Origin of the sequence: Maritalea myrionectae, from assembly GCF_003433515.1 — a bacterium.
Taxonomy (GTDB): domain Bacteria; phylum Pseudomonadota; class Alphaproteobacteria; order Rhizobiales; family Devosiaceae; genus Maritalea; species Maritalea myrionectae.
In genome coordinates, this window is record NZ_CP021330.1 from 2,705,541 (window position 1) to 2,731,705 (window position 26,165).

The following is a 26,165-nucleotide window of genomic DNA, read 5'->3' on the forward strand; positions in this document are numbered from 1 at the left end:
TTGTCCTCGTTTAGTCGATGTGCGCCTTGTAGGCGTTTTCGTCGAGCAAGCCTTCCAGCTCGCCAGCATCATCAATTTCGATTTTGAAAAACCAGCCATTTACAACTGGATCAGAGTTCACCAAGCCTGGCTCGTCTGCCAAAGATTCATTCACAGCCACAACTGTGCCGGAAACTGGCGCATAGATTTCAGAGGCGGCTTTCACAGATTCAACAACGGCAACTTCGTCACCTTTTGAGAATTTTGCGCCTACTTCTGGTACGTCCACAAACACCACGTCGCCCAATTGGCCCTGTGCATAATCGGTGATGCCCACGGTGCCTTGATTGCCCTCAACGCGGATATATTCGTGATCTTCGGTATATTTTGTGTCGCTCATTTCTTCCCCCTTGGATTAAAGACGCACATAATTTGCAGGTGTAAATGGAAGTTTGGTCACCGTGCCTTTGGCCGGTTTGCCGCGCACAATGGCGGTCAATTCGGTGCCGATCTTCGCTTTTTCAGCAGGCACATAGGCAAACGCCACCGGCGACCCAATGGTCGGGCCAAATGTGCCAGATGTGACTTTGCCGATGGGCGTGCCGTTCTCGTCCACAATGTCTGCGCCTTCACGCACAGGCATGCGGCCTTCAAACAAAATGCCCACGCGCTTTTCAGCAACGCCATCAGCAATCAGCTTTTGAATTTTTGATGCACCGGGGAAACCGCCTTCCACACGACGGCCTTTGCCGATGGCAAAGATGAGGCCTGCGCTGATTGGATCGCGCTGATCGTCCATATCGTGGCCATAAAGGCAAAGCCCTGCTTCAAGACGCAGGCTGTCGCGTGCGCCAAGGCCAGCAGGTTCAACTTCATCGTTGCCCACCAGCAATTCAGCCAGTTTCGCCGCATTTTCGTTGGCAACAGAAAGCTCAAAGCCATCTTCGCCCGTGTAACCAGCGCGAGACACATAAACGTCAATGCCGTCAATGGTGGCGGCAGCGGCGTTCATGAAGCTGAGCTTTTGCGGCAGATCGCAATAACGTGACAACACGTCTTTCGCTTTTGGACCCTGCAGCGCCAACAGGGCTTTGCTGTCAAAGTAGGTTTCGATCTCAAGTTTGTCGCCAAGCTTTTCGCGCAGAATGGACACGTCGTGGTCCTTGCGGCCCGCGTTGAACACGATAAGCAATGTGCCATCTGTGCCCGCTTCGCTTGGGCGGGTGACGATCAAATCGTCTTCAATGCCGCCATTATCGTTGAGCAAAAGCGTGTAGCGCATTTCGCCTGGTTTCAGCCCCACCAGGTCGCCCGGCATCAGGCTTTCAAGCGCGCGTGCCGTTGTATCATGGTCCGCGCCTTTAACGGCGACCTGGCCCATGTGCGACACATCAAAAAGCGATGCTTCATTTCTTGTGTGATTGTGCTCGTCCACAATGCCTTTATATTGAACCGGCATTGCATAGCCTGCAAAACCAACCATGCGACCGCCCCATGCAATATGGGTATCGTGCAATGGTGTTTGCAAAAGATCCTGAGATTCCGCCCCTGCCATTATTCCCTCATTTGTTTATCCGACAAGTGCCAGCAACGCGACAAATTGTGTCGCCTGGCGCCCCCCCTGTCGGGTAAACCTGAGAGATTTCCCGGAACTGACGTTCCGGCTACCCCCTTCGGTGTGATTGCAAAAGCAATCCGCTTTCCAGAGTTATTTATGCATGCGGTCCCTGTTGCCTGAGAGTTTCCGGGGCGGTTGCTCCTTCGGCGTTGAGCTCTTTGGCTCAATCTCTCCCGCATTGCAGTGGTCAACCTAGCAGCAAAATCCGCTAGGTCAACATTTATTCACTCAGCCTTTTGGATCAAAGCCAACCCAAATGGTGATTTGCTCGCCACCCACATAAGGAATGGCCACGTTTTCCACAACCTTGACGAATTCTTCGCCCTGGTTTGGTGGTGTAATTGTGATGGGGATATCGTATTTTTCTGAGAACACGGCCATTTCGTCGCGTTCAACTGCGAAGCGCAGTGGCACATTTACGGCGCCTGATCCTGCTTGGGGACCAGCCAACAATCGGCCAACAACACCCATTTTCACTGTGATCAAACCGTTTGATACAATGCAATTACGTGACTGCTTGTCGATCACCGCTTGGTAGCGCAGACCCTTTGGGTCACCGCTGCGGCCGCTTGAATAAAGCGCAAAACTTTCACCACCGGGACGGATTTTAATCTCGGGGCATTCGCTGGCGATAATGGGCAGCGCTGACGGCGCAGAGCTGGCAATCTCAGTCTCGCTTGCGGATTTGTTGATGTATTTGCTTTCAGAGCCGCCGCCGGTAAATGACCCAACGCAGCCTGACAACAATAGCGCACCTGCAATGGCTGATGCTCCAGCCAAACGTGAACGGCTTAAAAATCTCTTGGTAAATACGCGTACTGACATGCTTCTCACTTTTTGACCCGAAGGCCCCCCGATTAACCCCAATTGCCCGCTTTTGAGCGCACTACTGATTTTTTTTCGCCTCTTCCAACATGTGCGGTGCGCCCGAAACGACAACTTCGCCCGGCACTGTTTCAATCTCCACATGAGAAATTACGCCATCTTTAACCAAAAGGCTAGAGCGAACATATCGCGTGCCGAAGCCCGCTGCTGAAAAGTCTTTATCCAATTTGAGCGCTTTTGCCAAATCGGCATTGCCATCTGCGATCAAATCGACAAATCCAAGGGCGCCTGTTTGCTCACCCCAATGCTGCATCACATAATGATCATTGACCGACAAACACAGAATGCGATCAACACCTGCGTCTTTAAAATCTGCTGAATGGCCAATATAGCCCGGCATATGGTTGAGGTGGCAGGTTGAGGTGAACGCGCCAGGCACGGCAAAGATAACTGATGTCCCTTGTGCAACAAGATCCGCAAAATCAATATCTTTTACGCCCTCTGCATTTACAAGTTTAACCTTTGTTGATGGCACTTTGCTGCCGACGTCCAAAGCCATATATAACCCCTCGTTGCCTAAACCGATTAATCAATGCAGCTGAATCTTATTGATCCAGAGCATCAAACAATAAAATGGGCACCTGTTTTTCAAAGGCACCCTCACGGCCACTATAGGTCAACCGTGCTGACATTCCAACATGATCGACCAAGGAAATTTCCTTCAGTGGTTCAAAGCTGAGTAGCGACGAACCGGGGCGATTTTGAGGCACATCGAACAGGAGGTTTTGGTTTGGTAAATCAAGAATTAATGTCTGATTTTCTTCTGCATCGGATGAGGGTTTGACCCAAATCTTGTTTTTGCTTTGGTCGAAATAGACAGCGTCAAATGGGGCATTGGCGCGATCATCGTTGATCGGCACATAGGCTTTTGCTGCCTCTAAAGTGAAGGATACAGATATATCCTTTTGATCGAGCGGCAGGCTTTGCGCGATGTTGTAGGTCACCGGCACACAGATTTCACCGCAAATGCCCATTAAAAGATCGCCATTTAATAGCGCGACATTTTTGTCGGATTCTGCTGAGATTTCCACTTCGAAGGGCAACACAAAATCCTGATCGTAGACATAGTCAAAATAGCCCAAACTGATCGTGCGCTTGGGCATCGGCCACAGGAAATTCACCTGATCAATATTCTGACTGTTGGACCAGTTGGCCGTTAGCGGAATTCCGCTTTCGCCGGGGATACGCCAATAGGTTTTCATGCCATCGCGCAATTGAAACTCTAACCCCGCCAACATCTTTCCATTGGGATCGACATAATCGGACGTTAGCAGCCGAATCTTTGCGCCGGGTGCAACGTCGACCCAAGGGCCAGTCTCTGCCAGCACTGATGTTGGAGCCATGATCGCGGAAAGGATCAAAGCACGTAATAAAGCTGATTTCATAAAACGCGTTTTATCGCAGATTTATGGCACAGGAAAGACAATCATGATCAGAGGTTTGTGAACGATATTTGATTTCGCGCGTTTACCTGTTAAGCCTTTATTTATATGGATGGGGCGAGACTCAAATAAACCAACCTAGAAGGTGAGCGTTTTGACTTTTTCGCTTAAAGGCCAGCTGTTGGTGGCCATGCCAGATATGGAAGACGAACGGTTTAAAGACACCGTGATCTATATGTGTGCGCATAGCGAAGAAGAAGGCGCAATGGGTCTTGTCGTCAATAAGCGCATGCCCGACATTCAGTTTGCCGATTTGATGGCACAGTTTGACATCAAAGTGAGCGACAAAATTGAAGAAGGCCATGCCGACCCCTATCAGCAACCGATCGTCGTGGGTGGCCCTGTGGAAACGGGGCGCGGATTTGTGCTGCACACACCGGACTATCAAACTGTCGACAATTCCATGAATGTGGCGGACAATATGTGTTTGTCGACCACGTTGGATATTTTGCGGTCTATCGCCGAGGGTGACGGCCCTGAAAAGGCCCTGCTTGCCTTGGGCTATTGTGGCTGGGAGCCTGGTCAATTGGAAAGCGAACTTGTGCGCGATGGCTGGATGGTGACATCTGCCAGCGACGAGTTAATCTTCACCACGCCTGTGGAACAGCGCTACCAAAAAGCGCTCAAAGACGCAGGCATTGAACTCGCCTATCTATCTCCGACTTCAGGCAGTGCTTAACTGACGTCCTTGTCTTTATTGGTCGTTTTTTGCGGTTCTGGCTTTTGCGGTGCGTGCTGCGCCTTTTTGCCAGCTTTTTCAGCAATTGCGCGCTTTTTGCTTTGCTGGCGTTCTAAAGCGGCTTGCTGCTTGCGCTTTTCAGCCTCTTTCGCCCGTTGCTCAGCCATTTCCTTCGCTTGCTGTTCTTTTTGGATCTTGCGGGCTCTTTGTTCGGCATCGCGCTGGGCTTGTTTGCGGTTCTTCGCATCCTTGCTCAACAATTGCACAAACTCTTCGCCTGACACGGCTTTTGAAAACGCAAAGCCCTGCGCATAGCGACAACCCAACCCTTGGATGCGCGCGACTTCATCGTCGCTTTCGGCGCCCTCAGCGATCACTTGCAAATCCAAATCCTCGGCCAAAGACACAACCGCCTTCATGATCGGCATTTGCGTTTGAGCGATACCGTGGCGTTCCGACATCTGCACAAAGGTCGATGGAATTTTGATAAAATCAAATGGGAAGCGGTGCAGATAGGATAAGGATGAATGCCCAACACCGAAATCGTCCAACGCCAGCCGGAAGCCAAGGCTTTTCAGAGAGTCCAAAATGTACGCGGAGTGCTCAGGGCTGGTCATGATTTGACTTTCAGTCACTTCCAGCAAGAAGCGGCGCGCGACCTCAGGATTTTTAGACACGAGCGAACGCATGTCATTCAACATTGTCTCAGATGCCAATTGCTGCGCTGACAGGTTGATCGACAAGAAAAATCCTTTTTCAACCTCACCACCAGACAGCCAATTTTTGAGCTGCGCCGATGATTGCTCAATCGCCACGCGACCCAGCTTTTCAATCAGCCCCGTGCGTTCAGCCAATGGGATAAATTCCTCTGGGCTGATGGCCCCGCGCTGCGGATGGTTCCACCGCATCAAGGCCTCTGCCCCGGCCAAACGACCATCTCGCAGATCAAAGATCGGTTGGAACAGGATCTTCAACTCACGATTATCGATCGCCTTTTTCAAATCAACGTCTAATGGATTGGTCGGCAATCCCTCATCATTGGTTGTCGTGCGGTAGGCTTCAATACGGTCGCCGCCATCCCGTTTGGCGTGCAGCATGGCCAGTTCAGCATTACGCAGCACCTGTGGCGCGGTGATCGGCTTATTGTCGTAAATTGTGATGCCCATGGAGGCAGAAATCGACAGTTCGCTTTCACCAAACTTGATGGGGTCTTTAATCGCCTTGCGCAGTTGCTCTGCAAAATGCGCAATGCTGGCAGCACTGTCCTCAGTGACCAATATCACGGCAAACTGATCGCCATTTACCCGCGCCAATGTATCCAACGGCCGCATAAGCCGCGACAGACGACGCGCGATGGCCAGCAACACTGAATCAGCGGCGACATGGCCAATACGCTCATCAAGGTTCATGAAGCCATCAAGATCAATCAAAAAGACGGCGGGTTTGATGGCGCGCGATTCGCGTGAGCGTGTCAGGGCCCGGTCGAGGCGATCCAAATATAGTTCGATATTAGGTAAGCCGGTCAAACTGTCATGCACAGCATCATGCAGCAGGCGATCCCGCGCTACGCGTTCGTCGGTTACATCTTGCAACGTGCCCACACAGCGCGACACTTCATCACTGCCGCCCAAAACAGGTTTTACGCGCAAACGGAAATTTCGGTAGCTACCATCTTGGCTGATGATGCGAAAATCTGACGCGACTTTGCCGCGCCGCAATTCAACCAAAGTATCCAATGCTGTGCGGAACCGATCTCGGTCTTCGGGATGCAAACGCTCCAGCCAAAGTTTGATATCGCCGCGCAATGCACTTGGTTCTTCACCAAGGCGCAGGGCTAAACCGTCCGAGACGACCACGCGATCGCGCTCGATATTCCAATCGAACACAAAGTCGCCGCTGCCTGTGAGGGCAAGCGCCCGACGCTCAACTTCGGACAAGGCCCCGACAGACACCTGGCCGTCGGTAAACGCATGTTGGATCGCGGTGAAGCCCAGCAGCATCACAATCAATACGAGCCCGCCCGCCACTGCGGATTGGGCAATATCATTGGTGATGTCGCCGGAAACCACCATGTAGGAAAAGATGAGCCAACCGACGAAAATGATCCAGGTGGGCACAATAAGTACTGCCCGGTCGTAGCCCCGCACCGCGAGGAAACCGACCACAACAATGCCAAACACACCAAGCAAAGCCAGCACGGCGCGGGCGGTGCCAACCGCCAATATGGGTTGGAAAAACGCCAGAATGATCAATGCCAACATCACCAGCATCAGCGCCAATGCCAAATGGATGAAGCGAATGTGCCATCGGTGGAGGTTGAGATAGATGAACAAAAAGCCAAATAAGGTTGTGGCCAGCGCCGCCTCTGCCGCGGCGCGATAGGTTTGCAGCTGGGTGGGGCGAATATCGATAAGCTTGGCCAAGATGCCGAAATCAACCAGCAAATAGAACATAACAGCCCATGCCAGCGCAGCAGCTGCGGGAAAGACCCCGCGCCCCTTCACCACAAACATGATGGATAAAAACACCGCCAAAAGACCTGACACACCCAAGACTGTGCCGCGGAATAGCGTAAAGGCGTTGATATAGTCGCGATAGGAAGATGGTTCCCACATCACCAATTCGGGTAGTGTTTCATCTTCAAGTTCAATCACATAAGTAACCGTCGCGCCCGGATCGACCGTGATGGAGAATGCATCCGCCTCTTGGTCTGGCACGCGGTTGGGGCGAAACCCCTGACTGGCGGTGATGACATTAATGCGTTTTCCGCCCAAATCGGTGCGGAACACGCCGGAGCCTGGCATTTGGAAAAAGGGCGCCACCAATAGGCGCTCAACTTGAACATCCAACGGATTGTGAATGGCAATCAATGCCCAATTGGGGTTGGCGCTTGTATCTGTGGCCTGCACTTCGATGCGGCGAATGATGCCGTTCACGTCGGGCGCAGTGGACAATTGCACCCGGCCATCTTGGCCTTCGCGCACTTCTACGGCTTCACTGAGATCAACGGCGCCGATCTTTTCAGGAATCGTAACCACTTCCAACGCTGAGGCCGCCCCGACCCATAGCAATAGGCAAAGGTGCGCCAAAACAATTACAGCCTTACGCAGCGCGCGGAACATTCCCATATTTACTCCCAACGGTTTTTCGTAGCCCGAAAAAGCCGTTACATCAACTTATATGTCGTGGTTATCTTCAGATCTCAAGTGGTTAGACGTGTTTGATAACGTTCTTTGGTGAGCCCAAATAGAACATGGTCTTGCCATTTGCCATCGATCTTTAAATAGCCTTCAGCTTGGCCTTCGCGGGCAAATCCGTTTTTCTCCAGCACCCGCATTGAGCGATGATTATCAACCAGACATGCCGCTTCAGCGCGGTGAAGCCGCAATTCATCAAAAATAAATGGCAAAACTCTGGCAACCGCCTCTGTCATGATGCCTTTATTGATTTGATCCACACTAACCCAATAGCCTAACGTGCCCGCTTGGGCAACTCGGCGGCGAATATTGGATAGGTTTAATCCGCCAACCAACTGAGGATTCTCACCTTTTTCGAAAATGAGAAAAGCGTAAGCCTTGTCCGCTGCTGCATCGGCCCGCGCTTTTTTGACACGGTGGCGAAAAGAGAAACGGGCCAATTCTGTTTCACCCCATGTCGGTTCATAGGGTTTTAGAAAGGATTGGCTGGCCGCCCGCACCTCAACCCACTGTGGATAGTCTTCCAAGGTGGGCAAGCGCAGGCTTAACCGCTCGGTTTCTAACGGGGTGAAGTTGTTTAACGAGAAAAGTCGCCCGATCACCCCTTCACTCCTTAGCTTTTCAGCCCGTCTTCAATGCGATCATATGTTGGAAAATGATCAAGTGGCCCAATGGCCGATACAACGGGCTTTGCATTGTGGAACAGCTGCGCTGCAACTTCCATCACCCGATCCGCATCAATGCGGTTGATCCGTTCTACCGTTTCTTCCAATGAAATCGGACGGCCCCACAACAATTGCTGACGCGCAAGCTGGCCCGCACGAGAAGATGGCCGCTCAAGCGACATCAGCAGGCCCGCACGGATTTGGTTGCGCACACGCAGCACTTCTTCTTCGGTGATGTTTTGGGTGGCTTGGTGCAATTGGTCCAGCACGACCGGCATCAACTCATTTACATCCTCATCGCCGGTGGCCATGGACACGCCGAAAATGCCCGTATCCGCAAAGGCCCAATGGAAGGCGAAAATGGAATAGCACAAACCGCGCTTTTCACGCACTTCCTGGAACAGGCGGGAACTCATGCCGCCGCCCAGAATTGAAGACAAGATTTGTGACGCGTAGAAACCATCATGGTGATAGGGACGACCTTCCACCCCGATCAGAATGTGCGCCTGCTCATGATCGCGGTTCAAACGACGCTCGCCGCCGGTAAACTTCGCTTCAACCGGGTCTGGCGCGCCGCTGGTTTTCAAGTTTGGAAATTTGCTCGCGGCGATGTCCACAAGCTGATCATGGTCGACATTGCCCGCGGCGCTCATCACCATACGGTCGCCCACATACATGCGGTCCATATAGGCGCGGATGGCGTCAGGTGTGAAGCTTTCCACTGAATCGGTCGTACCCAAGATTGAACGGCCAATGGCCTGATCTTCAAAAGCAGCTTCCTGGAACAGATCAAACACATAATCATCCGGCGCGTCATGGCTGGCGCCGATTTCTTGCAAAATCACGTGTTTTTCGCGGATCAGTTCATCCTCGCTAAAACGAGAATTTTGCAAAATGTCCGATAGAATATCCGCGGCTAGGCCGACATCTTCTTTCAGCACACGGGAAAAGTAGCCTGTGTTTTCAATGCTGGTGGCCGCATTGACATCACCGCCCACATTTTCAATCTCTTCGGCAATTTGCCGGGCTGATCGGGTCTGTGTTCCCTTGAACGCCATATGTTCCAGCAGGTGCGAGATGCCGTGCTCTTGTTCGGTTTCGCACCGGGAGCCGGATTTGACCCATACGCCCACAGACGCACTTTCGAGGCTCGGCATGGAATGGGTGATCACAGTCATTCCACTATCAAGGGTGGTTGATCGTAAAGGCATTAGCTCTCCTTATTGGCGCGGCAACGCGTTTTGATGAAGTTTTCAACTTCAGTTTGGCTATTCGCGATCACATCATAGCGCTCTTCACGCTCATAGAGATCGCTCAACCAATCGGGCAGCACCGGGTCGATTTTTGTTGCCGCTTTCACAGCAGCTGGAAATTTAGCCGGATGGGCTGTCGAAAGTGACACCATCGGCGTGGACGTGTTCAAATTTTCTTGGGCGACCGCCACCGCAACGGCGGTGTGTGGATCGAGCAAATAGCCACAATTTTCCAACGTGGCAGCTTGCACCTGTTCGGTCCGGCCCTGATTTGCGGTGCCAGCGACAAACTCAGCGCGAATGGCGTTGATTTCTGTGGCGGTTAGTTCGAACCCGCCAGATTGTTTCAATTGCGCCATTTGGCGTTTGACCAATTCTGCGTCGCGCCCTGCTGCTTCGAACAAAAGGCGTTCGAAATTTGACGAAATCTGAATATCCATCGATGGGCTGGTGGTTGCGGCCACGCCATCCATTTCATAGCGCCCCTCGTCCAGCGTGCGACGCAGAATATCATTTTCGTTGGTCGCAATGATCAGGCTTTTGATCGGCAATCCCATGCGCTTGGCCACATAACCGGCAAAGATGTCGCCGAAGTTGCCCGTAGGCACCGTAAAGCTGATCTGTCGATGGGGTGCCCCCAATGCGGCAGCGGCGGTGAAATAATAAACCACCTGCGCGACAATGCGGCCCCAATTGATGGAGTTCACACCCGACAGCAACACTGAATCCCGGAAATGATGATTGTTGAACATGTCTTTGACGATGGTCTGGCAATCATCGAAATTACCCTCAAGGGCAATGTTGAACACATTGTCGTCAAGCACCGTGGTCATTTGGCGCTGCTGCACCGGGGAGACCATGCCTTTGGGGTGAAGAATGAAAATATCGGTGTTGTCGCGGCCGCGAAACGCTTCGATGGCGGCGGAACCTGTGTCGCCAGATGTGGCGCCAACAATGGTTGCCCGCTGATTGCGTTGGCCAAGGATATGATCCATGACACGCGCCAAAAACTGCATGGCCACATCTTTAAAGGCGAGCGTTGGCCCATGGAACAGTTCCAACACAAAGTGGCCAGGCTCAAGCTGCACCAGAGGCGCCACAGCATCGTGGCGGAACGTGCCATAAGCCGCGTTCAACATGCCGCGCAGGGTGTCGTCGTCAATTTCGCCATCCACGAAGGGTGAAATGACTTCAAAGGCGATATCGGCGAAGGGGCGGTTTGCCATGCCAGCGATTTGATCTGCGCTTATTTGCGGCCAGCTTTCCGGCAGGTAGAGACCGCCATCTCTGGCGAGGCCCGCAAGGACAGCGTCACAAAAACCCAATCGCGGTGCATCACCGCGCGTACTTACATATTGCATAAGATCGTCCGAAGGTGGTTTTGAGGGGGCACCCTATTCTTCTGATTTCGATTTCGCAAGTTCTTGCCGGGGGCGACGGGTGCGAATAAGCCAAAAAATTGCCAATATTGGCATGAGCGCGGCAAGACCAAACCATGTGAAGGCATATTCAAGGTGTCGGTTGCTGAAATCAAGCGCTGCATCCGATGCGGCTTGCGGCAAATCACTCGCCACCGGGCTCGACAAATTGACGTAAAACGGCGCCACATTTTCAAGCTCCGGAAACATGACATCCTGGAGCCGCGCCGGGTTAATCACCCAATCCACTTGCTTGGCCAGGTCAGGTTCCAATGTCGCGCTGCCCACACGTTCAGGTCGTCGCATATAGCCCTGCAGTTCCTGCTTGCCTTTTGGCGCTTGCGCATATTCGGCATCGGGTAAAGTCATCTCCTGAGGGGCAAAGCCGCGATTGACATAAACAACGCCGCCTTCTTCAAGCTGAAACGGCGTCACAATCCAGTAGCCCGGGCCAGAATAGCGATCACGCTTTTTGGGCAGCGAGATGAAAACCCGCGCCTCACAACACTCTAAAAATTCGCCCGTCAGACTCACTTTTTGAAAATCAAACCGATCCGGATCAAGGGTAGCCCATTGGCTTTGATCGGGCACTTCACTGCGTTCGGCATTCAGCCGTTCATTTGCCGAGGCGATCAGTTGCTCTTTCCATTGCAGCCGATCCATTTGCCAAAAGCCAAGTGCCAAAAACAGAATCATGCAGACAAGCAAAAAGCCAACGAAAAAGGCTTTGCCCAATCCAGTTTGCCGTAGGTCTTTTTTGGCGTCACTCATTAGGCTTTTCCTCTTCATCGTCATCTGCCCATTTGGCTTCCTGGGCGTCATTTTTATATTGAAGGGCGATCATCAATCCTTTGAGTGGCCGCAGCAGCGCAAAACTCAAGATGAGTGTGGCCGGAATCCACAGCAGCAGATGGACCAAGATCGGCGGGGAGAAGCTGACTTCAACCACCAGGGCTGCCCCAACAACAAGAAATCCGACAATCATCATGATGAACACGGCTGGGCCATCGCCGCTATCCGCAAAGTTGTAGGACAGGCCGCAACTCTCGCAATGGTCCTCAACCTTTAAAAAGCCACGCAGCAGGTTTCCTTCGCCGCAACGGGGACAACGGCAGCGCAGACCTGCGTAAAATGGTGATATTTCTTGATATTCTGTCACTTGTCTTGCCTTTGCCCTACAAACAGAAAGGGCGCGACCAACGGCGCGCCCTTCTTAAACCTTCGTGCCGTTCCCTTAGTGGGAAATGGCGACGCCCCATGCGCCCCAAACATAGATGGAGGCAAACAAGAAGAGCCAAACCACATCCACAAAGTGCCAATACCAAGCGGCAAATTCAAAACCAAGATGTTGCTTGGAGTTGAAGTGGCCAGAAAGGGCGCGGAACAAGCAAACCAGCAAGAAGATTGTACCGACCAGCACGTGGAAACCGTGGAAACCTGTCGCCATGAAGAACGTGGCGCCATAAATATTGCCTGAGAAGCTGAAGCCTGCAGACACATATTCAACGGCTTGCACATAGGTGAACAATGCACCCAAAATCACTGTGAGCACCAAGCCCCATTTCAGGCCATTGCGATCGTCTGCGAGCAAGGAGTGGTGCGCCCAAGTAACCGTCATGCCAGAGGTCAACAACAACAATGTGTTGAAGATTGGCAGGTGCCATGGATCAAACAGTTCAACACCTTCTGGCGGCCAGTGGCCACCGGTGGCGGCAACACGGCCGATCTGCTGTGCTTCATCCACATAGAAGAACATGTCGAAATAGGCCCAGAACCACGCCACGAAGAACATGATTTCAGACACAATGAACAAGATCATGCCGTAGCGGTGGTGCAATTGCACAACCGGCGTGTGATCGCCTGCATGGCTTTCTTTGATCACATCACTCCACCAGCCATACATCGTGTAAAGAACACCGGCGAGGCCAATGAAAAAGATATATGGCGTCCAGTCTTGCATCCAAGCGATACCGCCAATTGCCATAACAAGCGCTGAAACAGACCCGATAAATGGCCATGGGCTTGGGTCGACCAAGTGATAATCATGATTTTTGGCGTGTGCGGCCATATTTAGCTTCTCCCAATCTTATGAAGCATGGAATGCATAAAAGAGCGTGATTTCCCGAATTGTATCAAGCTCGTCGTTTAAATCCAGCTCCGGATCCAAATAATAAAGAACCGGCATTTGTACTGTTTCATTCGGCGCAAGGGTTTGCTCGGTGAAACAAAAACACTCAATCTTGTTGAAGTACGCTCCCATGGACGCAGGTGTCACATTGAAGCTCGCAACAGTTTTGACAGGCTCATCCGTGAGGTTTGTGGCCTCATAGGTCACTGTAATTTTCTTACCAATTTTATCGACTTGCGTTGCCGCAGGCACAATTTTAACCGGCAAATCAGCATCGACCTGCGCTGCAAAGCGCACTGCCATCTCGCGATCGATTGTTGAAATCGCACCGTCTTCCGCACGCTGAGTTGTGCCGCCATAGCCAGTGACCTGACAGAAAATCTGATAGAGCGGCACCGCCGCATAGGCCATGCCCACCATCAACGCAACAACCAGCACCAAACCATAAGCAATGCGCTTATTGGATCGATTTCCGTGATGTTGTGTGTCGACATGTGCCATTACGCGTGTTCCCTACAATGGCCGCTGGAAAATGGCCGGGCCAATTTTCACAATGGTGACGGCATAGAACAGGATCGCCAAAAAGCCCAGAACCAAGGCGAGCGCGATTGAACGCTTGCGGCGGCGTTTGGCAATTTTCTCTTCTTCTGTCAGCTTAACATCTTCACTCATGCGCCGATGCCTCCAAAGTAGTTGGCGACACTCACATCAGCGAGCAGAACCAAATAAACCACGAACAAATAGATCAGCGAGAACGCAAAAAGCTGACGGGCAGCTTTTTTCAGCGCCACATTATCCTTTTGCAACCAAAGTTTCACCGCATAGAACGTGAATGCTGCACTCAAACCACCAGCTACAAGGCCGTAGGCCAAACTTGCAAATCCCAACAAGGTCGGCGCAACGGAGATTGCAGCCAGTACCAATGTATAGATCAATATTTGATGTTGCGTGTTCCGCTCTCCAGCCACATTCGGCAGCATCGGGATACCCGCTTGTTCATAGTCACCCTTTTTATAGAGCGCCAATGCCCAGAAATGGGGCGGCGTCCACAAAAACGTAATCAAGAACAAAATTGTGCTTTCAATTGTCACTGTGCCTGTAACAGCGGCCCAGCCAATCATTGGGGGGAAAGCACCTGCGGCGCCACCAATGACGATGTTTTGCGGCGTCCACCGCTTCAACCACATGGTGTAAATCACCGCGTAGAAGAAAATGGTGAAGGCGAGCAATCCGGCGGCGACCCAGTTGGTCACCAGCCCAAGAATAGCAACAGAGAAGAATGACAACACAAGGCCAAAGCCGAGTGCTTCTTGGCGTGTCACGCGCCCCGCGGGAATCGGCCGATTTATTGTGCGGCTCATCACCGCGTCAATATCAGCGTCATACCACATATTGAGCGCGCCAGATGCCCCAGCCCCGATTGCGATGCACAGAATTGCAACGAATGCGAGAAGCGGGTGCAATGTGCCCGGCGCGATCAACAAACCGACAATGGCCGTGAAAATCACCAATGACATCACACGTGGCTTCAGGAGCGCGAAATAGTCTTCGACTTCCGCGCCGCCCCAGCTAGTGTTGTCACTTTGATTGCCAATATAGGCCATTGTCTCTTTTCCTTACCTATCCGGTTCGATTACTTAACTTTTGGCAAAGTTTCGAACTGGTGGAATGGTGGCGGTGAAGGCAATGTCCACTCGAGTGTGGTTGCACCTTCGCCCCAAGGGTTATCGCCAGCTTTGCGCTTCTTCATGACTGATTCAACGATACCAGCGAAGAAGAAGACCAAGCCCAAAGCCATGATCAGATAACCGATCGAGGACACCATGTTCCAATAAGCAAACGCTTCAGGATAGTCGATGTAACGACGTGGCATGCCATTCAACCCGAGGAAGTGCTGCGGGAAGAAGATCAGGTTCACACCAATGAACATGACCCAGAAGTGCAGCTTGCCCAATGTTTCATTGTACATATAGCCGAACATTTTTGGGTACCAGTAGTACCAAGCCGCAAAGATTGCGAACACGGCACCAAGGGACAGCACGTAGTGGAAGTGAGCGACCACATAGTATGTGTCGTGCAATGAACGGTCAGCACCAGCGTTGGCCAAAACCACACCTGTCACACCACCAACGGTGAACAAGAAGATAAAGCCGATGGCCCACAACATTGGTGTGCGGAACTCAATGGAGCCGCCCCACATTGTGGCAATCCAGGAGAAGATTTTCACCCCTGTTGGCACCGCGATCACCATTGTGGCGAACACGAAGTAGCGCTGTGTATCAAGCGAAATGCCTGTGGTGTACATATGGTGCGCCCATACGATAAAGCCCACAAAGCCAATCGCAACCATCGCATAAACCATCGCCAAATAACCAAATACTGGCTTGCGCGAGAAGGTTGAAACGATGTGTGACACAATACCAAAGCCAGGCAAGATCATAATGTACACTTCAGGGTGACCAAAGAACCAGAACAAGTGCTGGAACAAGATTGGATCACCGCCACCTGCAGGATCGAAGAAGGTGGTGCCGAAGTTACGGTCAGTCAACAACATGGTGATGGCGCCAGCCAAAACAGGCAAAGACAACAACAACAAGAATGCTGTGACCAAAATTGACCATGGGAACAATGGCATCTTGTGCAATGTCATGCCCGGAGCGCGCATGTTGAAGATGGTTGTGATGAAGTTGATGGCACCCAGAATTGAAGATGCACCGGCGACGTGCAGCGACAAAATGGCGAAGTCCATTGCCGGGCCAGGCTGGCCGGATGTGGACAATGGCGGATAAACGGTCCAGCCACCACCTGTGCCCATACCGCCTGGAGGGCCTTCAAAGAACATGGACATCAGCAAGAGGATGAATGCCGGAGGCAACAACCAGAATGAGATGTTGTTCATGCGTGGGAACGCCATATCCGGTGCACCAATCATCAACGGCACAAACCAGTTGGAGTAGCCGCCGATTAGGGCAGGCATCACCACAAAGAACACCATGATCAAGCCGTGCGCAGTGGTGAACACATTGTACATGTGCTTACCAGCGTCAAGCGCTGCCGCGCTTTGCCAATCAGCACCATAAACTATCGATGCCAAGCCAGGGAAAATTTGAATACCCGGTTCAGCCAATTCCCAGCGCATAAAGCCAGACAGCGCGCCACCGATGATCCCTGCGATGATCGCAAAGATCAGGTACATCGTGCCGATGTCTTTATGGTTGGTTGAATAAACATAACGCTTCCAACCCGTTGGGTGGTCATGCGCATCATGTGAATTTTGGGCAGCAGTTGCGTTCGCCATTTGCTTTCCTTGCCTCTTTCCTTAACGCCCGAAGATCCCCCTTGAGACCCCTCTTGGGCGGCAAAATTAGCGGCGGGCCTTAAAGGCTCGCCAAAGTCTCGTTCGCAGCCTCGACATCGTCTTCGGCTTCCATAATCTCAGCCCATGCCGCGAATTCTTCTTTTGAAACAACCCGCACTGCAATTGGCATAAACGCGTGGTCTTTACCGCAAAGTTCAGAACACTGACCGTAGTAAAGGCCCTCTTTACGCACATTGAACCATGTTTCGTTCAAACGACCTGGCACCGCATCTGTCTTGTTGCCAAATGCAGGCACGGCGAAAGCGTGGATCACATCGCCAGCGGTCACTTCAACGCGTACAGTTGTGTCGACGGGAACCACCAACTCATTGTCCACGGCCAACAAATAGGGCTGGCCTGGCTTTTGCTCGGCGATTTCTTCTTTGGTCAACATATATGAAGAATAGGCTGCATTGTTCAGGTCGGGATATTCATAATCCCAATACCATTGCTGGCCGGAAACGCGAATTGTCAGCTCTGGAGCGGGCACGACTTCGCCACCATCGCGGGAGAAGATGTTTGAGCCAAGATATTTGCGCTCACCATCTGGCACTGTCATTTGGTCTGAAAGCACACCGAATGATGGCACCGCAATCACGATCAGAATAATGATCGGCACAACAGTCCAGACAATTTCAACCAATGTATTGTGGGTGAATTTGGATGGTGTTGGATTTGCCCGTTTATTGTAACGCACAATGACCCAGATCAATAAGCCAGTTACAAAAATGGTTATAAGAGTGATGATCCACATCAACAAACCATTATGAAAGGCAATCGTTGAGTCCATAATTGGTGTTACAGATTCTTGCAGGCCGATTGCGCCGGGCTCTGGCTGCCCGTTTTGCGCCAAAGCGGCGGTGGGCAAAAGCCCCAATGTGATTGCAGATGTTATTTTAGCCAGACGTGCAAGAAGTTTGCTCACGCCAGTCTCCCTTTGCGACATGTTTAAGCCCTTTTTCGACGGTAACGCATAAGTGTAGGTGAATACACTTGTCAATTCGCGTTACGCCCTAAAAGCGCAGAATCTCGAAACAGACTAAAACCATAACAGAAGGCGCAAAGCAATTCCAAACCCGCAAAATTCGGTGCGTCATATGGCTGCAATCGACAGTTTTGGGCACTTTTTGCACATTTTTATGGAATTTTGCTGTCCGCAAGACCTATTTAAGCAGCGCCGCGCCGCAATTTTGCCATGTGAATAAGCACGCTATTCCATCGCGGCTCGATTGACTGTTGTACATAAAGGTCGCAAATTCAAAAAACCATTCGGGGTAAAGGAATCGTCTCATTATGCGTTTGATCAAGCTATTTATTGGTGTGCTTATGGCTGGGCTGGTTGTGACCAGTGCGAACGCACAGGGCGTGGTGAAAGGCGACCATGGCGATTGGCAAATGACCTGCGACACACCGCCGGGCGCCACATTTGAACAGTGCGCCTTGATTCAAAATGTGACGGCTGAAGATCAACCCGGCGTTGCGCTGAGCGTCATCGTTTTGAAAACCGCTGATAAACAGACTCAATTGTTGCGTATTCTGGCGCCGCTTGGCGTGTTGTTGCCCAACCAGCTCGGGCTGGTGCTTGATGGGGAAGACAAAGGGCGTGCGCCCTTCATCCGCTGTTTGCCCAATGGGTGCATGGCCGAAGTTGTGTTGACCCCGGATCTGATTGCAGAGCTTTCGAGTGCGGATACTGCACTCTTTGTGGTGTTCAAGACACCCGAAGAAGGCATCGGCATCCCCGTTTCTATGAATGGCTTCAGCGACGGCTATAACGCTCTACCCTAGATAGAAAATACCAGCCAAACAGAGCTCCCTTTCGGGTTGCGACAAGAATTGCCTTGAACCGCCAAGGCGATTGCGGGTAGTTATGCGGCGTTCCAATTTGGCGTTTGCGCCAAGCCACAACAAAGAGTGATCTCATGAGCGAAGCATCTCCCACGGCAAAGAATGCTGTTTTTCTGACCGGCTCCACAATGCGCCACGTCATTATTATGACGACCACTTCGGCGATTGGGTTGATGTCGATCTTTTTCGTGGATGCGATTACGCTCTTTTACATTAGCCAATTGGGAGATCCGAGCCAAACCGCGGCTGTGGGCCGCGCGGCCTATGTGCTCGCCTTTATCATCGGCATGTCAGTTGGCTTTATGATTGGCACCTCGGCCATGGTGGCACGCGCTGTTGGCGCGGGACGCGATGAAGCCGCAAAATCATATGCTGGCACATCGATCATTAGTGTTGCCATATTCGGCCTGCTTCTGGCGGGCCTGGGCTTTTTGCTCCTCGATTGGCTGATGGATATGCTGGGCGCGACGGGCGAAGCGCTCGATTACGCGCGCACTTATCTTTATATCGTTTTGCCGTCGACACCATTTTTTGCCATCGGCATTGTGACCATGGGGATATTGCGGGCGCACGGCGATGCCAAGCGCTCCATGTATATTACGCTGGTTGGCGGCATTATGACCGCCCTGCTCGACCCGTTTTTCATCTTCGTCCTGGGCTGGGAAGTCGTTGGCGCTGCTGTCGTGTCCGCGATTGTGCGCGTGTCCTTTGCCGCGTTGGGGCTTTATTTTGTGATTGGCATTCACAAGGCGATTACGGTTCCCAAGTTCCGCCGCTATTTCAAAGATCTAATTGATATCTTGAAAATCGCAGCACCGACGGTGGTGACCAATTTGGCCGCGCCGGTTGGTGCTTTTTTGATCGCCCGTGCCGTCGCCGAATATGGGGATGCCGCTGTGGCTGGCCAATCTGTCGTTGACCGCTTGATCCCCCTCGCATTTGGCGTTGTCTTTGCCCTTTCCGGGGCTGTTGGCCCGATCATTGGGCAAAATTTTGGTGCGATGCAAATGACCCGCGTCCGTCAGGCGCTGATCGATGGGCTGATTTTCAATTGCGTTTATATATTGATCGCTTGGGGCTTGCTGTTTATTGCGCAAGAGCAAATCATCGCGATCTATCAAGCCGAAGGCAGGATGGCCATTGTCATCCGATTGTTCTGTAATGTGCTGGCAGGATCGTTCCTGTTCAACGGCATGTTATTTGTGTCCAATGCGGCCTTCAACAATCTGGGCTATCCACTTTTGGCCACCCTTTCCAACTGGGCGCGGCAAACGCTGGGCGTGATCCCCTTCATCTATTTTGGCGCCATGTGGGCAGGCTTGCCCGGCATCATTTGGGGTGCTTCTATTGGTGCGGTCATATTCGGTATTTTGCCGGTAATCGGTGCATTCTGGCTGATCCAGCGCCTGACGCCTGACAGCAAGACACCGCAAGAAACTGCCGAAACACCTGAAACACCAGAGGCTGCCGAAGCGACAGTTTCATAAAAAAAGGCCGAGACGCCAATGGGCGCTCGGCAAAGTATTCGGGGGTTAGTTTTCATCAAACTCAGCCCACCATATAGGTTGGACCAGTTTGGTTCTTGTACACTATTGACATTTCCCCCATTCGACTAACAAATAGTATTCATCGAACAAATCAATTTCTGTGATGAATGCTATGGCCAATCCCCTCGACCTTGATCAGTTGCGTACCTTTGCCGTGATTGCCGATTGTGGCAGCTTCACTGAGGCTGCCCGACGCGTGTTTAAGACACAGTCAGCTGTGTCCATGCAGATCAAACGCTTGGAAGAACGACTAGGCGAAAATTTGTTGGTGCGTGATGGGCGCTCCATTTCCCTCACCCGTGCCGGGGATGCGCTTTACCATCACGCGCGGCGAATGCTGGAAATCAATGCAGAGGTCGAGGATTTGTTCTCGTCAGATGTTCTGTCCGGCACCATTCGGATCGGCATACCAGACGATTATGCGGTCAAAGTCTTGCCCATTCTGCTCAGCTCATTTCAGCAAACGCACCCAAAGATTTTGGTGGATGTGAAATGTAAATCTTCAGAAGAGCTTATTTTGGATTTGCAGCAGGGCGATTATGATTTGATCGTGTTCACCCAAGGCACCAGCCACGAAACTGGCGAATTGTTGCGCACCGAGCCTTTGTCATGGGTGATTGGCCCCGGTTCAGATGCACATTTGCAAGATCCGCTGCCCATCGCTTGTGGCAACAAGCAATGCTGTTGGCGCACCAACGCAGAAATGGCACTGCGCGACGCAAGCATCAATTACCGTGTCGCCTACACCTCTTCCAACGCCACAGCGATCACTAGCGCGGTGATGGCCGGCTTGGCTGTTGGTGTGCTTGCAGAAAGCTCGATCACGCCAGAAATGCGCAAGCTTGGTCTTAAAGACGGGTTGCCCCCACTCAAAGCCGCCGACATCGCGATCCGCCGCGCCGCTAATGCCTATGGTGGAATTTACAGCGCTTTGGTTGCGCATATTAAGTCCGAGTTGGATCAAGCAATGGAAGATGCTGCTTGATTGGCATCTTTGCCGATCTGATCCTAGGTCAGCTTTTCGCTTTGGCATGTGGCGCACCGCGCATTAAAAACCAATCGCTGTGTGCGCCGCATGTTTGATTTTTTGCTGGAAGACCTCGCAGGCTAAAACAAGCGTTCCGTGTAGATTTTCGTGATGTCGCCACCCCAGGGGCCCTCATAGGCATCTAGCATGTGTTGGGCCGGGGTTTTCTCTGTTTCGAGCGTTGTTTTGATCATGTTGAGGAAAACTGACTCGTCAAACCCTTCATAGTTTTTGCGACCACGGGCGACCAATCCGGACTTTGCCAAATCATAGACATCTCTTGCGACGTCCAACACTTTGCGTCCGTTGATTTCCGCATCCAGCGCAGTCTTGGCAACATCGGTCCGCAATTGATTGCGCTGCTCTGCGGTCCAGTCTTTGACCAATTGAAGCGCGCCATCGAGTGCCGCTTCGTCATAAAGCAGACCGGTCCACAATGCGGGCAGCGCACATATGCTGTCCCAAGGGCCTGCGTCCGCGCCGCGCATTTCCAAAAATGTTTTAAGGCGAACTTCAGGGAACAGGGTCGACAAATGGTCTTCCCAGTCAGCTATTGTCGGTTTTTCACCGGGCAGCTGCGGCAACTCACCTTTCAAGAAGGCGCGGAAGCTTTCGCCAGCGCAATTGACGAACTCGCCCTTGCGCATAACGAAATACATCGGCACATCCAGTGCATAATCGACGTAGCGCTCAAAGCCCATGCCCTCTTCAAACGCAAAGTCCAGCATGCCTGTGCGATCATTGTCCGTGTTTTGCCAAATTTTTGCACGGTAGGACAAATAGCCAGACGGCTTGCCATCGATGAAGGGCGAGTTGGCAAAAAGCGCGGTTGCAATTGGTTGCAGGGCCAAGCTGGCGCGCAGCTTTTTCACCATGTCCTGTTCGGACGAGAAATCCAAATTTACTTGCACGGTGCAAGATCGAAACATCATTGACGTCCCAAGTGTGCCCACATGCTCCATATAGGGCTTCATGATGCCATAGCGGGATTTGGGCATCATGGGCATATCATCAAGCGACCATTCAGGGGCAACGCCAAGCCCCAAAAACTCGATGTTCAGCTTATCTGTGATGCCGCGCAGCAGCCGCAAATGATTGCCCGTTTCCGAACAGGTATCGTGCAGGCCTTCCAGCGGTGCGCCAGACAGCTCTAACTGCCCGCCCGGCTCCAGCGAAATCGAAGCGCCTGTGCTTTCGTCTTTAAGGCCAATAATATTGCCTTTGTCCAAAAGCGGTGTCCAATTGGTGCGTTTTTGAATCTCGATGAGAATCGCGCCAATACCATTTTCGCCTTCATAAGGCACGGGCTGATGGCTGGTTTTGCAGAACACAAATTTTTCGTGCTCGGTGCCAATGCGCCAATCGCTTTTCGGCTTGCAGCCCTTCTCCAGCGCGTAAATCAGATCCGCTTTTGATTCAATGAGGGGCGAGTTTTCAACTGCATTGGCCATAGGTGGTCCGTCCGAATTGTTATGTTTGCCACGCTGTGCCAGCGCATTGTGTGCTGGCGACAATAACGCGGAAAATTTAGGATGCAATCCTTTTATCGTAAATCACCGATATTTGATTGCACGAGTGTTAACGCGACAATGGCGGCCGTGTCGGCGCGCAATATGCGTGGGCCCAAGCTGATCGGAACACAAAAGCTTTGCGCCCGCAATAGCTCGCGTTCCGCTTCCGAAAATCCGCCTTCCGGGCCAATCAACACGGCCACTTTGCTTTGGCCCAGTGGCTTCAAGGCTTTGGCGGCGTCGGTGACGTCAGTTTCCTCATCCGCAAAAATAAGTTTACGCTCTGGATCGGTCTCGGCCCAATTGGCGATCAGTTTTTCCAAGGTTTGCGCCTCGTGCACCGTAGGCACGTTGAGGATTTCGCACTGTTCCGCGGCCTCCACAGCATTGGCCCGCATGCGATCATAATTGATGCGCGACATTTGGGTGTGTTGGGTTTGCACGGGCCGCAGGGCGTTTACGCCCATCTCCGTGGCTTTTTGCACCATAAAATCCAACCGTGCGGTTTTGATGGGGGCAAAGATATAGTCGATTTGGCTGGGCGGCGTTTGGGCACTGGTTTGTTCCGCCACCTCAAGCTGCGCTGCCTTTTTTGATCCGTTCACCAATGTGGCGCGAAATGCCCCATCCTGGCCATTAAACAGAATCACCTCATCGCCCTCATTTAAGCGCAGCACGTTGACCAAATAGTTGGACGGCGCTTTTTCAAGCTTCAATTGATCACCCGTTGCCAAGGGCTGATCAATAAATAGGCGGGGTAAAGTTTTGTGTTTGCGCGGCATTAGGTTGACATTCCGTGCTTAAATTATAGCGTTCACTGCAACTGAATAGGTGGAAGTGGCAAGTGATGCAAGACAAACCCAATTCTGAACGTATCGCGGATGCAAGTGCAACCAACTGGGTGGATCGCTATGCCCCCCGGGCTATTCACCCCTATGCCAAGATGGCCCGATGGGACCGGCCAATCGGTTATTGGCTGCTATTTTGGCCCTGTGCTATTTCGCTTGCCCTAGCGGCCGTGGCGCGACCTGCCACTGGGTTCAACTTTTACTATTTGGGCCTGTTCTTTTTAGGCGCGATCGCCATGCGCGGCGCGGGATGTACGCTGAACGACATTGTTGATCGCAATATTGATGGCAAGGTGGAGCGGACGCGATTGCGGCCCATTCCTTCCGGCCAAATCAGTGTGCCGCAGGCGTTCGTCTTTTTGGCGGCTCAATGTTTGGTCGGACTGGTTATTCTTTGGCAATTCAACGACTTCACCAAAATTTTGGGGCTTTCGTCCATTGGGTTGGTGATCATTTATCCCTTTATGAAGCGCATCACCTATTGGCCGCAGCTGTTTTTGGGCCTTGCGTTTAACTGGGGGGCGTTGATGGGCTGGGCTGCCATGTTTGGCGAGTTGCATTATCCCGCCTACTATCTTTATGCGGGCGCAATATTGTGGACCATTGCCTATGACACGATTTATGCGCTGCAAGACAGGGAAGATGATGCGTTGATCGGGGTCAAATCAACCGCGCGACTATTCGGCGACCATGCGCAACAGATTTCCGGCCTGTTTTATCTAGGCGCGGCGATCTTGTGGTTTCTGGCCGCAGATGGCGCGGGTGCGGGGCCGGTTTATTATTGGGTCATGTGGGTTGCGCCCGCCATTCTGGCTTGGCAAATCCTCACACTGAAACCGGACCAGACACCAAACTGCCTGATCCGGTTTAAATCCAATTTTTGGGTGGGCCTGAGCTTCACCCTCGCGCTCTATATCGAATACGCGATTTAACCGGACACAAGGCCCAGCTGACGACGGTTGAGGAACCGGGGGCGCCGATTGGCTTCCGGACCAAGCTTGCGCCGTGTGGTTTCCTGCCCAACCATAACGCCACCCACATGCTGTGAGTAAGGCACCAATCCGCCATTGCCTGAACGGATAAACAGCGGCAAGCCCAATTGTTTGCCCCAATTTTGCCATTCAGCCACCACGGTGTGGTTGCCCTCTTCTTCAAACACGCGATAATTGAGTTCATCATCCGCGTGGATCAATTCGATTGAGCTGGTGAGAAGGCCATCCTCAGAAATACGCGTGGCCACCGCGACACCATAATACTCTTTAACTGGAACTTTGATTTTGATCGGAACGCCGCTCTTTGAAAGCATTTTGCGCACGGTGACGGTTTGCACATCACCCTGACCGCATCCATTGTCGTTTGCTGGGGACAATGTGGGCCAACTCACCCGACCATTTCCAAACAAGATCAAATCAGATCCTGAAACTGTTTTGCCCTGCACCATTTTTATCTCGTGCCTTCCTGTTAACTTGAGAGCTGTTTTTAATTTTTTGCCGCTCTTCTTATGAGGCCAAATTAGCAGGCAAGGTTTGGCATCCCTTTAAAAAACTGGGTTAAGTTTTTCTTGTTATCAAAAGGGTTAGCAGGTTATGACCGTGGGTAACCGGCGATTAACCCAAGTGGGTTCTTGCCTTTATGCTCTGCCTCGCATACGCACGGAAGAGCTTATGTTTCTTAGGGTTTCGGGAGCCTTTGATGGCACAACCAGATATTGCAGAATTGATGGAAGATCTGGAATTGGTCCGAAATGCTGTGGTGGGCGCTGGCATCATCGCCACCGGATTTTTCCGCCAAGATGTAAAAACATGGACAAAAGATAACGCGACGCCTGTCACCGAGGCTGACTTTGCCGTCGACACTTTCTTAAAAAACATGCTCACTGCTGCCCGTCCAGATTATGGCTGGTTGAGCGAAGAAACTGCTGATGATCCGATCCGGATGGAGAAGAAGCGGGTTTTTGTGGTCGACCCCATTGATGGCACTCGCGGGTTTATCCGTGGCGAGGACAGTTGGACGATCTGCATCGCGGTTGTGGAAAATGGCGTGCCTGTTGTTTGTGTTATATATGCGCCGATCCGCGATGAGCTTTATGAAGCGGTAGTGGGGCAAGGTGCCTTTTTGAATAAAGAGCGGCTTGAGCGCCGGCATCGCCTGGGTGCTGGCCCGATCATCCCGGCGCCTGGCGCTGTTCATCGTGAATTGGAAGAGCGCGGCATTGATTATGTGCGCGGTCCAGCGCTTCCCTCTTTGGCCTATCGCCTGGTGCAGGTGGCCACAGGCGTGCTCGATATTGCAGTGGCGAGACGGGGTGCACAGGATTGGGATATTGCTGCCCCTGCTTTGATATTATCCGAGTGCGATCACTTCTTAGAAGATGTATGTTTTGGTGTGCCGCGCTTTAATAAGCAAGAAATTCGTCACGGCGCTCTTGCGGCCATGTCTGACCTGACGCTAAAAGACGATGTCCATGATGTGCTGCGCAAGGTCTATGGGTGTCCGGCAGCATAGACGAACACAATAAATGGTGGGTTTATATGAGCGAAGAAAAACAATTGCTGCACTTGGTTTTTGGTGGCGAGCTAGAAGATTTGGAAAATGTGACGTTCCGCAATTTGGATGAAGTTGATATTGTTGGTGTTTATCCCAACTATCAAGCTGCCTATGCGGTTTGGAAGCAGAAGGCACAAATGACCGTTGATAACGCTCATATGCGTTATTTCATTGTGCACATGCACCGCTTGCTTGATCCCGAAGCCAAAGGCTAA

The 26,165-nt window shown here is 52.0% G+C and carries 27 protein-coding genes and 1 riboswitch; of the genes, 7 read left to right on the top strand and 20 right to left on the bottom strand.

Annotation, left to right across the window (positions count from 1 at the left end):
• Positions 1 to 10: 10 nt before the first annotated feature.
• From gcvH to MXMO3_RS13675, 5 genes are all read right to left on the bottom strand, one after another.
• Positions 11 to 379 (bottom strand): glycine cleavage system protein GcvH, encoded by a 369-nt coding sequence (gcvH, locus tag MXMO3_RS13655; RefSeq protein ID WP_027833631.1) that lies wholly within the window; start codon positions 377 to 379, stop codon positions 11 to 13.
• 15 nt (positions 380 to 394) lie between these two features.
• Positions 395 to 1,534 (bottom strand): glycine cleavage system aminomethyltransferase GcvT, encoded by a 1,140-nt coding sequence (gene gcvT / locus MXMO3_RS13660; RefSeq protein ID WP_117396225.1) that lies wholly within the window; start codon positions 1,532 to 1,534, stop codon positions 395 to 397.
• 156 nt (positions 1,535 to 1,690) lie between these two features.
• Positions 1,691 to 1,783: riboswitch (glycine riboswitch) on the bottom strand.
• A gap of 42 nt (positions 1,784 to 1,825) precedes the next feature.
• Positions 1,826 to 2,422, bottom strand: coding sequence for a hypothetical protein (locus MXMO3_RS13665; RefSeq protein ID WP_156905450.1), 597 nt, complete (start codon positions 2,420 to 2,422; stop codon positions 1,826 to 1,828).
• Positions 2,423 to 2,483: 61 nt separating this feature from the next.
• Positions 2,484 to 2,981: a peroxiredoxin gene (locus tag MXMO3_RS13670; protein WP_117396226.1), complete on the bottom strand. Its 498-nt coding sequence runs from the start codon at positions 2,979 to 2,981 to the stop codon at positions 2,484 to 2,486.
• 46 nt (positions 2,982 to 3,027) lie between these two features.
• Positions 3,028 to 3,867 carry a protein-disulfide reductase DsbD domain-containing protein gene (locus MXMO3_RS13675; RefSeq protein ID WP_117396227.1) on the bottom strand — a complete coding sequence of 280 codons (840 nt, stop codon included), beginning with the start codon at positions 3,865 to 3,867 and terminating at the stop codon, positions 3,028 to 3,030.
• A 151-nt stretch (positions 3,868 to 4,018) separates the two neighbouring features.
• Here MXMO3_RS13675 and MXMO3_RS13680 point away from each other — a divergent pair, with 151 nt between their 5' ends.
• Positions 4,019 to 4,603, top strand: coding sequence for a YqgE/AlgH family protein (locus tag MXMO3_RS13680; RefSeq protein WP_245985750.1), 585 nt, complete (start codon positions 4,019 to 4,021; stop codon positions 4,601 to 4,603).
• Here the strand turns inward: MXMO3_RS13680 and MXMO3_RS13685 are convergent.
• From MXMO3_RS13685 to coxB, 12 genes are all read right to left on the bottom strand, one after another.
• Complete coding sequence (locus tag MXMO3_RS13685; protein WP_245985751.1) at positions 4,600 to 7,731, bottom strand: EAL domain-containing protein; 3,132 nt, start codon at positions 7,729 to 7,731, stop codon at positions 4,600 to 4,602. The two genes, MXMO3_RS13680 and MXMO3_RS13685, sit on opposite strands and share 4 nt — an antisense overlap.
• A gap of 74 nt (positions 7,732 to 7,805) precedes the next feature.
• Positions 7,806 to 8,402, bottom strand: coding sequence for a GNAT family N-acetyltransferase (locus tag MXMO3_RS13690; RefSeq protein ID WP_117396229.1), 597 nt, complete (start codon positions 8,400 to 8,402; stop codon positions 7,806 to 7,808).
• 11 nt (positions 8,403 to 8,413) lie between these two features.
• Positions 8,414 to 9,676: a M16 family metallopeptidase gene (locus tag MXMO3_RS13695; RefSeq protein WP_027833637.1), complete on the bottom strand. Its 1,263-nt coding sequence runs from the start codon at positions 9,674 to 9,676 to the stop codon at positions 8,414 to 8,416.
• Complete coding sequence (thrC, locus tag MXMO3_RS13700; RefSeq protein ID WP_117396230.1) at positions 9,676 to 11,079, bottom strand: threonine synthase; 1,404 nt, start codon at positions 11,077 to 11,079, stop codon at positions 9,676 to 9,678. The genes MXMO3_RS13695 and thrC overlap by 1 nt, the downstream gene beginning before the upstream one ends.
• 33 nt (positions 11,080 to 11,112) lie before the next feature.
• A complete protein-coding gene (locus tag MXMO3_RS13705) occupies positions 11,113 to 11,907 on the bottom strand; it encodes an SURF1 family protein (RefSeq protein WP_162889280.1) in 795 nt (264 codons plus the stop codon).
• Positions 11,900 to 12,295, bottom strand: a complete 396-nt coding sequence (locus MXMO3_RS13710; protein WP_117396232.1) for a DUF983 domain-containing protein — start codon at positions 12,293 to 12,295, stop codon at positions 11,900 to 11,902. Before MXMO3_RS13710 ends, MXMO3_RS13705 begins: the two co-directional genes overlap by 8 nt.
• A 75-nt stretch (positions 12,296 to 12,370) precedes the next feature.
• Positions 12,371 to 13,204, bottom strand: coding sequence for a cytochrome c oxidase subunit 3 (locus tag MXMO3_RS13715; protein WP_027833641.1), 834 nt, complete (start codon positions 13,202 to 13,204; stop codon positions 12,371 to 12,373).
• Between the two features lie 18 nt (positions 13,205 to 13,222).
• On the bottom strand, positions 13,223 to 13,765 hold the full coding sequence (locus tag MXMO3_RS13720; RefSeq protein WP_117396233.1) for a cytochrome c oxidase assembly protein: 543 nt from the start codon (positions 13,763 to 13,765) through the stop codon (positions 13,223 to 13,225).
• 12 nt (positions 13,766 to 13,777) lie between these two features.
• On the bottom strand, positions 13,778 to 13,936 hold the full coding sequence (locus MXMO3_RS18725; protein WP_162889281.1) for a hypothetical protein: 159 nt from the start codon (positions 13,934 to 13,936) through the stop codon (positions 13,778 to 13,780).
• A complete protein-coding gene (locus MXMO3_RS13725) occupies positions 13,933 to 14,868 on the bottom strand; it encodes a heme o synthase (protein WP_117396234.1) in 936 nt (311 codons plus the stop codon). The genes MXMO3_RS18725 and MXMO3_RS13725 overlap by 4 nt, the downstream gene beginning before the upstream one ends.
• Positions 14,869 to 14,897: 29 nt before the next feature.
• A complete protein-coding gene (gene ctaD, locus MXMO3_RS13730) occupies positions 14,898 to 16,562 on the bottom strand; it encodes a cytochrome c oxidase subunit I (RefSeq protein WP_027833643.1) in 1,665 nt (554 codons plus the stop codon).
• Between the two features lie 79 nt (positions 16,563 to 16,641).
• Positions 16,642 to 17,547: a cytochrome c oxidase subunit II gene (gene coxB / locus MXMO3_RS13735; RefSeq protein ID WP_245985752.1), complete on the bottom strand. Its 906-nt coding sequence runs from the start codon at positions 17,545 to 17,547 to the stop codon at positions 16,642 to 16,644.
• A 368-nt stretch (positions 17,548 to 17,915) separates the two neighbouring features.
• Between coxB and MXMO3_RS13740 the strand changes: the two genes are divergently transcribed.
• The 3 genes from MXMO3_RS13740 to MXMO3_RS13750 all read left to right on the top strand — a co-directional run bounded on the left by MXMO3_RS13740 (position 17,916) and on the right by MXMO3_RS13750 (position 21,002).
• A complete protein-coding gene (locus MXMO3_RS13740) occupies positions 17,916 to 18,410 on the top strand; it encodes an invasion associated locus B family protein (protein WP_027833645.1) in 495 nt (164 codons plus the stop codon).
• Between the two features lie 134 nt (positions 18,411 to 18,544).
• On the top strand, positions 18,545 to 19,957 hold the full coding sequence (locus tag MXMO3_RS13745) for an MATE family efflux transporter (protein ID WP_117396235.1): 1,413 nt from the start codon (positions 18,545 to 18,547) through the stop codon (positions 19,955 to 19,957).
• Positions 19,958 to 20,129: 172 nt separating this feature from the next.
• Complete coding sequence (locus MXMO3_RS13750; protein WP_027833646.1) at positions 20,130 to 21,002, top strand: LysR substrate-binding domain-containing protein; 873 nt, start codon at positions 20,130 to 20,132, stop codon at positions 21,000 to 21,002.
• Between the two features lie 122 nt (positions 21,003 to 21,124).
• Here MXMO3_RS13750 and MXMO3_RS13755 read toward each other — a convergent pair whose 3' ends face one another.
• Complete coding sequence (locus MXMO3_RS13755; protein WP_027833647.1) at positions 21,125 to 22,495, bottom strand: glutamate--cysteine ligase; 1,371 nt, start codon at positions 22,493 to 22,495, stop codon at positions 21,125 to 21,127.
• A 92-nt stretch (positions 22,496 to 22,587) separates the two neighbouring features.
• Positions 22,588 to 23,337 (bottom strand): 16S rRNA (uracil(1498)-N(3))-methyltransferase, encoded by a 750-nt coding sequence (locus MXMO3_RS13760; RefSeq protein ID WP_117396236.1) that lies wholly within the window; start codon positions 23,335 to 23,337, stop codon positions 22,588 to 22,590.
• Between the two features lie 65 nt (positions 23,338 to 23,402).
• Between MXMO3_RS13760 and ubiA the strand changes: the two genes are divergently transcribed.
• A complete protein-coding gene (gene ubiA, locus MXMO3_RS13765; RefSeq protein ID WP_117396237.1) occupies positions 23,403 to 24,335 on the top strand; it encodes a 4-hydroxybenzoate octaprenyltransferase in 933 nt (310 codons plus the stop codon).
• On the opposite strand, the gene MXMO3_RS13770 is transcribed toward ubiA, so the two are convergent.
• Positions 24,332 to 24,844, bottom strand: a complete 513-nt coding sequence (locus MXMO3_RS13770) for a DUF6101 family protein (RefSeq protein WP_036220833.1) — start codon at positions 24,842 to 24,844, stop codon at positions 24,332 to 24,334. The two genes, ubiA and MXMO3_RS13770, sit on opposite strands and share 4 nt — an antisense overlap.
• 251 nt (positions 24,845 to 25,095) lie before the next feature.
• Here MXMO3_RS13770 and MXMO3_RS13775 point away from each other — a divergent pair, with 251 nt between their 5' ends.
• The gene (locus tag MXMO3_RS13775) at positions 25,096 to 25,908 is read left to right on the top strand and encodes a 3'(2'),5'-bisphosphate nucleotidase CysQ (RefSeq protein ID WP_162889282.1); all 813 of its coding nucleotides are present in this window, start codon (positions 25,096 to 25,098) and stop codon (positions 25,906 to 25,908) included.
• Between the two features lie 26 nt (positions 25,909 to 25,934).
• Complete coding sequence (locus MXMO3_RS13780; protein WP_027833652.1) at positions 25,935 to 26,165, top strand: DUF4170 domain-containing protein; 231 nt, start codon at positions 25,935 to 25,937, stop codon at positions 26,163 to 26,165.

Coding starts and splice junctions, on each gene's coding strand:
- MXMO3_RS13665 (WP_156905450.1), bottom strand. CDS start 2,422: ATGTCAGTACGCGTATTTACCAAGAGATTTTTAAGCCGTTCACGTTTG.
- ubiA (WP_117396237.1), top strand. CDS start 23,403: ATGCAAGACAAACCCAATTCTGAACGTATCGCGGATGCAAGTGCAACC.
- MXMO3_RS13780 (WP_027833652.1), top strand. CDS start 25,935: ATGAGCGAAGAAAAACAATTGCTGCACTTGGTTTTTGGTGGCGAGCTA.
- MXMO3_RS13755 (WP_027833647.1), bottom strand. CDS start 22,495: ATGGCCAATGCAGTTGAAAACTCGCCCCTCATTGAATCAAAAGCGGAT.
- MXMO3_RS13685 (WP_245985751.1), bottom strand. CDS start 7,731: ATGGGAATGTTCCGCGCGCTGCGTAAGGCTGTAATTGTTTTGGCGCAC.
- MXMO3_RS13720 (WP_117396233.1), bottom strand. CDS start 13,765: ATGGCACATGTCGACACACAACATCACGGAAATCGATCCAATAAGCGC.
- gcvH (WP_027833631.1), bottom strand. CDS start 379: ATGAGCGACACAAAATATACCGAAGATCACGAATATATCCGCGTTGAG.
- MXMO3_RS13750 (WP_027833646.1), top strand. CDS start 20,130: ATGGCCAATCCCCTCGACCTTGATCAGTTGCGTACCTTTGCCGTGATT.
- thrC (WP_117396230.1), bottom strand. CDS start 11,079: ATGCAATATGTAAGTACGCGCGGTGATGCACCGCGATTGGGTTTTTGT.
- MXMO3_RS13740 (WP_027833645.1), top strand. CDS start 17,916: ATGCGTTTGATCAAGCTATTTATTGGTGTGCTTATGGCTGGGCTGGTT.
- MXMO3_RS13705 (WP_162889280.1), bottom strand. CDS start 11,907: ATGAGTGACGCCAAAAAAGACCTACGGCAAACTGGATTGGGCAAAGCC.
- MXMO3_RS13715 (WP_027833641.1), bottom strand. CDS start 13,204: ATGGCCGCACACGCCAAAAATCATGATTATCACTTGGTCGACCCAAGC.
- MXMO3_RS13675 (WP_117396227.1), bottom strand. CDS start 3,867: ATGAAATCAGCTTTATTACGTGCTTTGATCCTTTCCGCGATCATGGCT.
- MXMO3_RS13670 (WP_117396226.1), bottom strand. CDS start 2,981: ATGGCTTTGGACGTCGGCAGCAAAGTGCCATCAACAAAGGTTAAACTT.
- MXMO3_RS13745 (WP_117396235.1), top strand. CDS start 18,545: ATGAGCGAAGCATCTCCCACGGCAAAGAATGCTGTTTTTCTGACCGGC.
- MXMO3_RS13775 (WP_162889282.1), top strand. CDS start 25,096: ATGGCACAACCAGATATTGCAGAATTGATGGAAGATCTGGAATTGGTC.
- MXMO3_RS18725 (WP_162889281.1), bottom strand. CDS start 13,936: ATGAGTGAAGATGTTAAGCTGACAGAAGAAGAGAAAATTGCCAAACGC.
- MXMO3_RS13760 (WP_117396236.1), bottom strand. CDS start 23,337: ATGCCGCGCAAACACAAAACTTTACCCCGCCTATTTATTGATCAGCCC.
- MXMO3_RS13770 (WP_036220833.1), bottom strand. CDS start 24,844: ATGGTGCAGGGCAAAACAGTTTCAGGATCTGATTTGATCTTGTTTGGA.
- MXMO3_RS13695 (WP_027833637.1), bottom strand. CDS start 9,676: ATGCCTTTACGATCAACCACCCTTGATAGTGGAATGACTGTGATCACC.
- gcvT (WP_117396225.1), bottom strand. CDS start 1,534: ATGGCAGGGGCGGAATCTCAGGATCTTTTGCAAACACCATTGCACGAT.
- MXMO3_RS13725 (WP_117396234.1), bottom strand. CDS start 14,868: ATGGCCTATATTGGCAATCAAAGTGACAACACTAGCTGGGGCGGCGCG.
- ctaD (WP_027833643.1), bottom strand. CDS start 16,562: ATGGCGAACGCAACTGCTGCCCAAAATTCACATGATGCGCATGACCAC.